We start from the raw sequence: 12114 nt of genomic DNA, 5'->3' as shown, positions 1-12114 counted from the left end.
TGATACAAGTGCTTGGATTTTTTTTCTTTATAGAATGGTTGCATGCTGATGGGCATGAAGCCTTGTGAAAATACCGTCCTCTCTCGAGAGCAGTTCTTCATGAGTACCATCTTCAGCAATTCCGTTTTCGGTGACGACCAAAATGCGGTCAGCCTTACGAATCGTCGCTAATCGGTGGGCGATGACCAGGGTGGTCCGTTCTTTAGCGAGTTCATTTAAAGCTTCTTGGATGATTGCTTCCGTTTCCGTATCCAGGGCGGAAGTCGCTTCATCCAGAATCAAGATTCGTGGATTCTTCAGGAACATGCGGGCGATGGATAAGCGCTGCTTTTGACCACCGGACAGCTTCAGTCCTCTTTCCCCTATTTGAGTGTCATATCCCTCTGGAAGGGAGGCAATGAGATCAGTGAGATGAGCACGTCTCGTTGCTTCTTCAATTTCTTCGTGTGTAGCATCAAGTTTTCCATAGGCGATATTTTCCCGCAGAGTCCCGGTGAATAAGAATACATCCTGCTGAACAATGCCAATCTGAGCACGCAGGGATTCCTTCGTCATCTCCCTTATATCGATGCCATCAATGGTGATGGCTCCTTCTTCAATATCATAGAATCGTGGAATCAATGAACAGATCGTTGTTTTCCCTGCACCTGAAGGTCCGACAAACGCCACGGTCTGTCCTGATTGAATGGTAAAGGATAAATCCCTTAGAATAGGACGGTTTGACTCATAACCAAACGTGACGTCGTCAAAAGAAATATCTCCACGTAGAGTGGGAACTTCTATGGCATGTGGACGGTTTTCAATATCAGGTTCCATATCCATGAGCTCGGTGAACCGTTTAAAACCGGCCATTCCTTTCGGATATAACTCAAGGAGCGCTGATATCTTGTCAATCGGTTTAAACAGGACATTGATATAAAGAATAAAGGCAACGAGTTCCCCATAAGAGAGTGCCCCGGAAAAGCTTAACCATGCTCCGTATACTAAAATGATCAAGGTCATCAATCGAGTCGTAATGTAGATACCGGATAAATTCACGCTCATCACGTTATAGGCTTTCAGTTTTGATTTGCGGAAGAATTGGTTATTTTCATTGAATCGTTCCATTTCATATGATTCGTTTGTAAAAGATTGAACCACTCTCGCCCCGGAAACGCTGTCTTCAACGCGGCTGTTTACATCGGCGATATTTCCGTACATTTTCGTCCAGGCTGCATTCATCTTAATATTCGAATACGATATAAGCCAAACAAGAAAAGGAACAATAATAATAGCGACCAAAGCAAGCTCCATATTAATCGTGAGCATGATCCAAAATGCGCCGATGAAGGTCATAACCGCGATAAATAGATCTTCGGGTCCATGATGGGCAAGCTCCCCGATGTCCATCAGATCGTTTGTCACACGACTCATGATATGACCCGTTTTCGTATTATCAAAGAAGCGGAAGGATTGTCTTTGAACGTGATGAAACAATTCCCGTCTCATATCCGTTTCAATATTGATCCCGAGCTTATGCCCCCAGTAGTTCACGATGAATTGCATACTCGAACTTAGCAGGTACAAAACAAGAAGACCGGCAGAAACCGCCAATATGGTACTCCAGTTTCCGTCAGGCAAAAGGGAGTCAATAAACCATGAAACCGCCATGGGAAACCCTAATTCTAAAAGCCCGACCAACACGGCACAGGCAAAATCAATGTAAAAAAGCCGCTTATGGGGCCGGTAATAGCTGAAAAAACGTTTAATCATCACATCGTCACCTCTGTATTCAATTGTATGTAAAATTCAAAATGCTTATTTTAGATTAGCAAAAGTTTCTCAATTGCGCTATCATAACCTGTCCGAAGAATTTGTTATTGATTGTTTCGTATACCTGCTTGATACTTGATTCAAAATGAGTGCTCTTGCTCTGTTTAGTTAGCAAACTTCTTGATTATCAGTGGATTCGCTCACTTTCCGCAGGAGTCTCATCATCCACTGACAATCTTTATAGAGGAGTAAGGAAAAGAGCAAATAGTTTTGAGGTTCAAAGATACCGTAACTTTTCAGGTTATTATTGCTAATTTCATATTGAGCGGTCTCAAAAACCTTGACTACTTTTCAATCCAAAGCTTTTTATGAGGGTAATAAAAATGAGGAGAAGATAATCCTTAGTGGGTACTAATGATAATAAATAATTTTGGGACTACCATAATAAGTTTAATTTGTTGTTCCTTTATAAACTGTTTGTTTTGGACCAGCCTTTCTACAATTGGAGCTTTTTGTAATTGTCTATCCATATTTATAGGTAGTAAGAATGTAGTAGCACAGAGTGGATTGTAGCGGAAGACACTTGACTCCTGCGGGAAATAGAGGAAAGGTCGAGACCCCACAGACGGAACGTCGAGGAGGCTCGACTTCCTCCCCGCGGAAAGCAAGTGTCTGGAGCGGAAAGGAACGGTCCACTTTTTCACACTACCACTACTCGCTTTTAGTGTAGCCTTTTTTATTTGTCTCAAAATTCTTAAACTAGAGGTTTTCAGAAACAAAAGCCCAAGATTATACGAACATAAATATAATTACCTATATAAACGTTCGTGTTTTGATTGACTTTCTTTTTTAGTGTTGATAAAATGAGTTTGTTTGATAAAAGAGGGAATACTAATTCCCGTCGGAGGTGCTTAATATGTCTTCAGTAGTAGTAGTAGGTACGCAATGGGGAGACGAAGGAAAAGGAAAGATCACTGACTTCCTTTCTGAACATGCAGAAGTTATCGCGCGTTACCAAGGTGGGAACAACGCGGGTCATACGATTAAGTTTGACGGAGAAACATATAAATTACACTTAATTCCATCAGGTATTTTCTATAACGAAAAAACATCCGTTATCGGAAATGGGATGGTTGTCGATCCTAAAGCTCTTGTGAAAGAGTTGAAGTATCTTCACGATCGCGATGTGAAAACAGACAACCTGAGAATCAGCAACCGTGCACACGTGATTCTTCCATATCACTTAAAGCTTGATGAAATTGATGAAGAACGCAAAGGTGCCAACAAAATCGGTACAACGAAAAAAGGAATCGGTCCTGCTTATATGGATAAAGCAGCACGTGTCGGAATCCGTATCGCAGATCTTCTGGATCGTCAATCTTTCGAAGAAAAGCTTGCTCGTAACCTGGAAGAGAAAAACCGCCTTTTTGAAAAATTCTATGAAACAGAAGGCTTCAATATTGAAGATATTCTGGATGAGTACTATGAGTATGGTCAACAAATTAAGCACTATGTTGTGGACACATCCGTTGTATTGAACGATGCCATCGATAACGGCCGCCGCGTTTTATTTGAAGGAGCTCAAGGGGTAATGCTTGATATTGATCAAGGTACATATCCATTCGTTACTTCTTCTAACCCGGTAGCTGGCGGAGTAACAATCGGTTCCGGAGTAGGCCCGACAAAAATCAACCACGTAGTTGGAGTATCAAAAGCATACACAACCCGTGTTGGGGACGGACCTTTCCCGACTGAACTGACGAACGAAATCGGAGACAGAATCCGTGAAGTGGGACGTGAGTACGGAACAACGACCGGCCGCCCTCGTCGTGTCGGCTGGTTCGACAGCGTGGTTGTACGTCATGCCCGTCGTGTTAGTGGTTTAACAGATCTTTCATTAAATTCGATCGATGTATTAACTGGAATTGAAAGCTTGAAAATCTGTGTAGCGTACAAATACAAAGGTGAAGTCATGGAAGAATTCCCTGCTAACCTGAACATTCTAGCTGAATGTGAGCCAGTGTATGAAGAGCTTCCAGGCTGGACAGAAGACATTACAGGATGTAAAACGTTAACGGATCTGCCAGAGAACGCACGTCACTACTTAGAGCGCGTATCTCAATTAACTGGTATCCCTCTTTCTATCTTCTCAGTTGGTCCGGATCGCTCTCAAACAAATGTAGTTCGTAGCGTGTGGAGCCCGAATTAATTAGTATAAAAAAACTCTCAGCCATCTAGAGGCTGAGAGTTTTTTATTGATTTAATTGTTCGTACACTCTGTCATGACATACGACATAAAGAACGTCATCAGTATGCAGTTCCCGATTCATGGCATCGGTGAAATCCATATTATCATTCACAGCGAGCAGAATAGCTCCCTTCTCCAGCAGCTCCTCAGAAGCCTGCTTGATGGTTTTCCAATTCTCTTTAACACTGAATTCGTGTATATTATTGCCATATCGTTTACTTAATAACTGTCTGAATAAATTAGTCGTCCCAGGATGAAGGGTCGCTTTCGCCATCAGTAAGGAAACAGAATCATTCGATAAAATAAAATCCTCAACAGCAATATGCTGGAATTTTGGTATATGACGATCTTCAGACACTTCCACGATCGTATGGACTGGTTTCCCATGCGTTTTCGATAATCCCTCAACAGCAGACGCAATCAATAAGGTTTTCCCATCTACGAGGGAGGGATCTTCAATCTTTGAATCGGAGAAAATCGCCACTCGTTTCGCCTCAAAGATATTGGCTTTCAGTAATACGTTTTCATCTGAAGGATCGCCTTGAATGAAATGAATCTGCTCATGCTCAATGGGTGTGATGGGAAGCATGTCAATGAGCACGATTTCAGCGTCTGGCACATGAGCAAGAATTTCTTCAATGGCTCTCTCCGTTTTCTTCGACCAATTGATATAGATATAATGATCTTCATATGTATACACTAACTTTCCCTCCCTCTTGAATTTCTGAAATGTGGTAATGGAATCAACGGTTTTACTGATCAACACCCCGATAATCCCGATCCCAAAGATGAATAGGAAGATTCCCAATAACCTTCCACCCACTGAAACCGGAAAATAATCTCCGTATCCGACAGTGGTCAAGGTCGTCATCGTCCACCAAAATCCATCAAAAAGCGTTGGAAATGTCTCAGGCTCCAAAAGATGGCTGCCAAAGGTTCCCAACAGGACAATAATCAGGGATAATAGTAGAATGAAACCGAAGTCCATCTTCGTGATCTGCTTCCAAATCCTTTGGAAAATAATCATACATACCCTCCTCACGAAAAAAATCATAGTTCAATAATACCAATGAATCTCGGGGAAATGAAACCTTTTCCTCAGTGGTTCGTATATTTATAGAAATCATATCCTTCCAATCAGGAGGCTGGAATCAAAAATGAAACAACCTGTACTGGAATACCGTTTACGAAAAGGCAATGATACGTATGAACCGATCTATCATTACCCTGATATCGAATTAGAACAAATCCTGGCAAGAAGGGAATGCGAATTTTTTGTGAAAGAAGGTGTGACGTATCGTCAGCTTTCTTCAGCGATTGAAGGGAATCAATTTATACTATATGTAGAAACGTATGAAGAAGAACCTGTTACGGATCCCCTATTTCCACCTGAAGGATTGGTACTGGAGATTCGCGAACTGAATCCACGAAGCAACCACCCGATTTTAAAAATAGAACACCATGATTATCATATCGATATTCTAAGTGTCATCGGTTCTGTTTATTATTATATTGAGGGGGCTGAATGGGAGCGTGATTCTGCTGAAATCGATGAGGATCGGTATGTGTATATATTATATGTAAAAGCAACGGGCTATAAGCTAGAGGAGGAAAGCCAATGAACAAAACCAAAAAAATGATGGCAGGTGTCGCAGCATCCGTAATGGCGATATCTGTGACCGGCTGCGGAAATCAGGACCTGCCTCCTGAACCGACTGATGTTGACTGTGACGACTGGGATTGGGATGACGAAAGCGGAACGTATTATTGTGATGACGACCGTTCCCCTCACTTTGGATACTTTTGGTTTGCTGGTAAAATGTTCAAAAACAAATCCAGTCTGAAAAATTATTCAAGCTATAAATCGTACTCTAAGAGCTACAAATCAGGAATCGGAAGCGGCTCCAAAGGCGGATTCGGAGGATAACCATGACAGCCTCTCACCGTGAAAAAAGAAACTCGTTCTATCAGAGCATTCTGGAATTTTGGCATGATTTGTATGACATGGAGTACTCGTTATTGGATATTAAGATGGAATCACGTGACACGATTTCAGCGATCCATGAAGCATCCCGAAGAGTGTACACTATTTATCAAAAAAGTGCGGACCTGCTTCGTGAACTGAAGGATGATACCCTTCTGGAGCTAGGTTTTCCAAAGGAATCTCTTGCCTATATAAAATTCAAGTCCATTGCTCAAGAGTGCATTGTTGGTCGCTTTGATTTCGTTGTAAGTGGTGGGGATATCAAACTATTAGAATTCAATAGCGACACCCCCACCTTTATCAAAGAGCTTTACCATGTGAATGATAAGGTTTGTCAGTATTTCGGGTGTTCAAATCCTAATGAGGGATTCGAGGCGGGATTAGCGAAAGAGTTAAAGCGGGCACTCTTATCTTCCTGGAAGTCTTTGCAGCGGGAAGGCGAACCTAAGATCGTTTTCACCTCTCACCAGGATCACGAAGAGGACCACCTGACAACAAAATATCTACAAAAGCTTTCAGGTGTGCCGTCTGAATATGTAGGTCTGGATCAGCTGCAGATTCGAGAGAGTGGTCTTTATACTCCTCAAGGGGAGCGGATCGATGTATTGTACCGGCCCACGTATCCTATCGAACATCTTATTGATGATAGGGACCCTCTTACAGAAGAGCATGTAGGATTAGACCTGATGCAAATGGTATTGGAAAAAAAGCTTGCCATCTTGAATCCTCCCTCCGCTTTTTTACTCCAGTCTAAAGGAGTTCAAGCACTTATATGGGGTCTTCATGAAGCATGCAGTGCCTTCTATACAGATGAGGAACATCAATGGATCGAACGATACTTCCTTCCAACTTACTTAGATTCTGATCAATTCGAGAAGAATGGGATCACCTACGTTCAAAAGCCTGCATTTGGCCGTGAAGGAGATACGGTCAAGATCATTGAAGCGACAGGCAAGATCCTTTTAGAAGATAAAAAAGAAACCTATAAGCAGACCCTGCCAGTATTCCAACAATTCATCCCTCTGCCCGTTGCTGCGATTAAGACGGATGAAGGAAAGAAGGATGCAAGCTTGATGGTCGGCAGTTTCATTATTAATGGCACGGCCGGTGCAATCGGAATACGAGCTGGTAACGCCATTACCGATAACGAATCATACTTTCTGCCTGTAGGGTTACAGGAGAAATAAAAAGGAGAGAAACTCATGCAAATCATAACAAGTGAAGCACTACTCAGCTTTCTGGCTCACGTCGGAACGGGCCTCGGACTGATGATCCTCGGAATCACCGTTTTCGCCTTTACCACCAAATTCTCAGAAGCTACCTTAATCAGGGAAGGAAACATTGCCGTAGCCCTCAAACTATGGGGAAAAGCCATCGGACTCGCCATCGTCATCTACACCGTATGGGCAAACAGCTTTAATTTACTCGACGCCTTTATCTGGGGACTCATCGGAATCGCGACTCAAGTCATCGCCTACTGGATCATCGAGTACGTTCTGACACCTAAGACGAATTTAGCGAAGAAAGTGGAAGAGGGTAATATCGCCATTGGATTCAGCCTTTTCTCTGCTGCGATTGTAGTGGGATTGGTTGTGGCTGCTAGTTTGACTTATTAAGGGTTGATTTCATATGAAGATCTGCTGCTGGAGCGTTGTGTTGGTGCTCTGGTGGCGGGTCTTTTTTTGGTAGTGTTGCCAGGGGCAGAATGTTCTTGGAACTTAGAGCGAATTCCGCTTGAAATCGAGGGAGAAATGGAAGTCGATAATAAAAGTGTGAAAGTCGATAATATATCACCAAAGTCGATAATTAGAAGCAATATTAGGACGTTTACAAAAAGACTATCCTAAAATCCCCTTTATTAAGGAAAACCTCGCAAAAATTCAAGCAGGCTATAATGGTGAAAAAGCGATTGACTACCAATTAGGTTACCTGCCTCCTAAAGACTACTTCATTTTCCATGATATCCGCCTTAAAGTGAATGGTCGGTACTTCCAGATTGACACACTCATTTTGACCAATCGTTATATATTATTATTGGAAGTGAAAAATATAGCCGGGGCGGTAAGGTTCGATACTATATTCAATCAATTCATTCAAACAAAAAACGGTATAGAAATTGCTTTACCTGATCCCATTCTTCAGATAAACAGGCAACAATATCAATTTAAAGAATGGATCAAAAAGAATCATCTTCCTCGCATTCCCATACATGGGATGGTAGTTATTAGTAATCCCCAAACGGTTATAAGTACAAATAATGAAGCGTTAAGCAAAACGGTAGTTCACGCAGCCTCACTCCCCAATAAAATCACTCAACTCCATAAACACTTCCATAATCATATAATTTCAGATAAAGAACTTAGAAAAACTATCAGGTTAATTAATAAGGGAAATACCCCACAAAACACTTCTATACTAGATACCTACAAAATAAGTCAAAATGATATTTTGCCCGGAGTCATTTGTAAGGAATGTGCCCATCTCCCACTAATAAGAGAGTTTGGATATTGGCGTTGTCCAAATTGTAGGAAAAGGTCGAAAAATGGTCATATAGAAGCTTTAAAAGACTACTACTTACTATTCGGAAATGAGATAACCAGCTTCCAAATAAGAGAATTTTTATTAATATCCTCGCCTTCCCTCGCAACTAGATTAATAAAAAGTGCAGGTCCTTATGTACAATCAATTGGCACTAATAAAGGAAGGATCTATAAACTGGATTTTGATTTAATCTAAACGGTTTAGGGGAAATGCACCTCCCCAACCTGGTGCATTTACCCATGATTATTCCCCAAGAAATAATTTTCGACAATAAATCCAAAAAAACTATTGCCCTCGACATTCATACTGTGATAATATTAATTTCGTTGTCATGAAAGCGGCTTTGATCAAGCTTGCTATTCGTGTTTATATATATACTTAGAGCCATTAGCTCAGTTGGTAGAGCATCTGACTTTTAATCAGAGGGTCGAAGGTTCGAATCCTTCATGGCTCACCATTTTTTCTCTCTACATGGCCCATTGGTCAAGCGGTTAAGACACCGCCCTTTCACGGCGGTAACACGGGTTCGAATCCCGTATGGGTCATTTTTATTTTCTCGAAGTGATAAATAGTGTTGCTTTAAGATTTAGCTATTTTCATAGAGCAAAGTAATGAAAGTTATTTTGCTAAAGCAAAAAACTCTGGTCCGGTAGTTCAGTTGGTTAGAATGCCTGCCTGTCACGCAGGAGGTCGCGGGTTCGAGTCCCGTCCGGACCGCCATTTACATATTTAGTTTCTTAAAACGATATGGCTCAGTAGCTCAGTTGGTAGAGCAATGGACTGAAAATCCATGTGTCGGCGGTTCGATTCCGTCCTGAGCCATCTTACAAAAAGTACTGCGACGACTTTGACTCTCCTAGTACTTTTTTATTTGTTTTTGTAACACTTTTGTAACAAAGTACAATGTATTTCCTCTAATTTCTACCATTATTGTTTCAACGGCTCATCCACCTTTAGACCCACGCAATTCCCACTGTGACGCTAAAAACACCATTGAAGCGCTTTCTTTGATGTCTAATCATTTATACAGTTTTATTACAATCTTGATTCTGTGTCCCGGATTTCGTCGAATTATGGTAAATTAGTAAAGTACGAATTTTATAGAATTTTACTAAATTAGGCTTAATGAACTACCGTAACTGGGATTTTTGCTTTAGTTTATAGGAGGCAACTCAATGAGTTTTGGAGAGAAATTAACACCCATTTTAGAAAAATATAAAAAACTTAATATTCGACATAGATCTAATCAATTTGTAAAAAGAGTAGGTATTACAACTCTCGCTCTTACGACTCTAACTTTTTCATCTGCGGCAGCAAGTACTGGAACGGATGAAAATCTTCAAACCATCTATCATGTATATATGGGTAGTGAGTATGTAGGTGCAGTTACGAATCAGGAAGAAGTAAAAGCTGTTTTGGATGAGAAACTGTCTGAGGCTAAGAAAGAATACACGGATTTCCAGGTTGATTTTACTCATGATGTAACGTACATACCTGAGAATGTGTTTTCTGCTACGAAAACAAACAATCAAAAGGTAATTGAGAGTGTAAATAATTCAGTATCAGTTGAAGCAAATGCTTTTGCTTTAGTTGTGAACAATAAACCGGTTGCTTATGTTAAAGATGAAAAGGCTGCTGAAGAAGCTTTAAAGTCTTTTAAGCTCAACTATGTTTCAGAAGATGAGCTAAAGGAATTGGAAGCGCGAAAAAATGACTCCGCGTCCTCTTCTCTACCCGCTTTAAAGGAAAATGAAACACGTTTATTAGAAGTTTCTTTTAAAGAAGAGGTAGAGATGAAGAAGACGCAAGTGGGACCGGAAGAATTGATGTCTTCTAAGGAAGCTGCAGATCTCCTGAAAAAAGGTGTGCTAGAGGAGAAAAAGTATAAGGTTCAAAAAGGTGATGCACTGAGCGCGATTGCAGAAGAGCACCAGTTAACTACCGGGAAGCTGCTGGAGTTAAACTCAGAGCTGAAAGAAGACGATGCACTGAAGGTCGGTTCCGAGTTGAATGTGACCGTCTATGAACCTCTTGTCCATGTACTTGTTAAGAAAGAAGCAAACAAGATCGAAAAGATTGCCTATGAGAAAGAAGTAGTAGAAGACTCTTCTATGAATAAAGGCGATACGAAAGTGAAGCAGGAAGGTCAAGAAGGTGAGAAATCCGTTACGTTTGAAACGACAGAAGTGAACGGTTCTCAAATCGAGAAAAATGTAAAAGAAGAGAAAAAACTAAAGGATCCAGTGAAATATATTGTCATTAAAGGAACAAAAGCTACTCCATCCAGGGGATCAGGAAACTTTGCATGGCCGACAAATGGCGGTTATATTTCATCTAAACAAGGACCAAGATGGGGTAAAGTTCATAAAGGGATCGACATTGCGCGACCAGATAATCCTACAATTAAATCCGTAGATAACGGAAGAGTCGTTTCTGCCGGTTGGGATGATGGCGGTTATGGAAATAAAGTTGTGATCGATCATGGAAATGGATATAAAACGATTTATGCTCATTTAGATTCCATTTCAGTTTCTGCCGGTCAAACCGTGGAAAGAGGCCAAAAAATCGGTATCATGGGTACAACTGGTGAATCTACAGGAGTTCACCTGCATATCGAAGTTTACAAAAATGGATCACTTATTAATCCATTAGATGTTTTGTAATTTTATATAGGTAATCAATCATGGGACTGACACAATCATTTTATTTGTCAGTCCCCTTTGTTATATTTAGATTGTAGTCAAAAAGAAATGAAATAAGGGTTATGATAGAGTTAAAGATGAATTAATATGGAGATAGTGGTAAATTTAAAGGAAGAATCCAATACTAATCACAACTTTATATGATACATTACTTTTTTCTAAAGGAGATCAATTGACATGGAAAAGAAAATATTAGTCGTTGACGATGAGAAACCAATTGCAGATATACTACAGTTTAATTTGAAAAAAGAAGGTTATGAAGTACATTGCGCTTACGATGGTGACGAAGCCGTCAAGATGGCGGAAGAAATCAAGCCTGATCTTGTCCTTCTTGATATTATGCTTCCGAATCGTGATGGAATGGAAGTTTGCCGTGAAATCAGGAAGAAGTATGAAATGCCTATCATTATGCTGACAGCGAAAGACTCTGAAATCGATAAGGTGCTAGGGTTGGAACTGGGTGCGGATGATTATGTAACGAAACCTTTTAGTACACGTGAATTGATTGCCCGTGTGAAAGCTAATTTGCGACGCCATCAGCAAGGTGCACAGCAAAATGCTGAAGATGAGAACAATGAAATCACGGTTGGTTCTTTAACCATCCATCCTGATGCGTACGTTGTTTCGAAAAGAGGGGAAACGATTGAGCTCACACATCGTGAGTTTGAGCTTCTTCATTATTTAGCGAAGCATATTGGACAAGTGATGACCCGTGAACATTTGCTTCAGACTGTTTGGGGTTATGATTACTATGGAGATGTACGTACGGTCGATGTTACCGTCAGACGCCTTCGCGAGAAAATTGAAGACAACCCAAGTCACCCTACCTGGATCGTAACACGTAGAGGAGTCGGTTATTACTTACGAAATCCTGAACAGGAGTAATT

The 12114-nt window shown here is 40.9% G+C and carries 10 protein-coding genes and 4 tRNA genes; 12 read left to right on the top strand and 2 right to left on the bottom strand.

The features are described 5' to 3' along the window. Window positions 1-27: 27 nt before the first annotated feature. Window positions 28-1752, bottom strand: a complete 1725-nt coding sequence (locus tag ACQKFO_RS16385; RefSeq protein WP_427599976.1) for an ABC transporter ATP-binding protein — start codon at window positions 1750-1752, stop codon at window positions 28-30. 916 nt (window positions 1753-2668) lie between these two features. Here ACQKFO_RS16385 and ACQKFO_RS16380 point away from each other — a divergent pair. Continuing rightward, entirely contained in the window at window positions 2669-3961 is a 1293-nt protein-coding gene (locus tag ACQKFO_RS16380) for an adenylosuccinate synthase (RefSeq protein WP_427599975.1), read from the top strand. A gap of 43 nt (window positions 3962-4004) precedes the next feature. Here ACQKFO_RS16380 and ACQKFO_RS16375 read toward each other — a convergent pair whose 3' ends face one another. Continuing rightward, window positions 4005-5027 carry a potassium channel family protein gene (locus ACQKFO_RS16375; protein WP_427599974.1) on the bottom strand — a complete coding sequence of 341 codons (1023 nt, stop codon included), beginning with the start codon at window positions 5025-5027 and terminating at the stop codon, window positions 4005-4007. Window positions 5028-5157: 130 nt separating this feature from the next. Between ACQKFO_RS16375 and ACQKFO_RS16370 the strand changes: the two genes are divergently transcribed. From ACQKFO_RS16370 to yycF, 11 genes are all read left to right on the top strand, one after another. Continuing rightward, entirely contained in the window at window positions 5158-5622 is a 465-nt protein-coding gene (locus tag ACQKFO_RS16370; RefSeq protein WP_427599973.1) for a hypothetical protein, read from the top strand. Then, window positions 5619-5927: a hypothetical protein gene (locus ACQKFO_RS16365; RefSeq protein WP_427599972.1), complete on the top strand. Its 309-nt coding sequence runs from the start codon at window positions 5619-5621 to the stop codon at window positions 5925-5927. Before ACQKFO_RS16370 ends, ACQKFO_RS16365 begins: the two co-directional genes overlap by 4 nt. 2 nt (window positions 5928-5929) lie before the next feature. Continuing rightward, window positions 5930-7171 carry a glutathionylspermidine synthase family protein gene (locus ACQKFO_RS16360; RefSeq protein ID WP_427599971.1) on the top strand — a complete coding sequence of 414 codons (1242 nt, stop codon included), beginning with the start codon at window positions 5930-5932 and terminating at the stop codon, window positions 7169-7171. A gap of 15 nt (window positions 7172-7186) precedes the next feature. Continuing rightward, window positions 7187-7600, top strand: coding sequence for a DUF350 domain-containing protein (locus ACQKFO_RS16355; protein ID WP_427599970.1), 414 nt, complete (start codon window positions 7187-7189; stop codon window positions 7598-7600). A gap of 199 nt (window positions 7601-7799) precedes the next feature. After that, window positions 7800-8720, top strand: coding sequence for a nuclease-related domain-containing protein (locus ACQKFO_RS16350; protein WP_427600003.1), 921 nt, complete (start codon window positions 7800-7802; stop codon window positions 8718-8720). 186 nt (window positions 8721-8906) lie between these two features. Continuing rightward, a tRNA-Lys gene (locus ACQKFO_RS16345) sits at window positions 8907-8982 on the top strand. Window positions 8983-8998: 16 nt separating this feature from the next. Next, window positions 8999-9070 (top strand) — tRNA-Glu (locus tag ACQKFO_RS16340). A gap of 98 nt (window positions 9071-9168) precedes the next feature. After that, window positions 9169-9245 (top strand) — tRNA-Asp (locus ACQKFO_RS16335). A gap of 29 nt (window positions 9246-9274) precedes the next feature. Beyond that, window positions 9275-9347: transfer RNA gene (locus ACQKFO_RS16330), tRNA-Phe, on the top strand. Window positions 9348-9700: 353 nt separating this feature from the next. Next, window positions 9701-11188: a peptidoglycan DD-metalloendopeptidase family protein gene (locus tag ACQKFO_RS16325; protein ID WP_427599969.1), complete on the top strand. Its 1488-nt coding sequence runs from the start codon at window positions 9701-9703 to the stop codon at window positions 11186-11188. Window positions 11189-11404: 216 nt separating this feature from the next. Continuing rightward, window positions 11405-12112 (top strand): response regulator YycF, encoded by a 708-nt coding sequence (gene yycF, locus ACQKFO_RS16320; RefSeq protein WP_113969391.1) that lies wholly within the window; start codon window positions 11405-11407, stop codon window positions 12110-12112. The last annotated feature ends 2 nt before the right edge of the window (window positions 12113-12114 follow it).

Origin of the sequence: Rossellomorea sp. NPDC071047, assembly GCF_050270195.1 — a bacterium.
Lineage (GTDB): Bacteria > Bacillota > Bacilli > Bacillales > Bacillaceae_B > Rossellomorea.
Note: the sequence above shows the minus strand (reverse complement) of the source record. Positions and strands in the feature narration are given on the sequence as shown.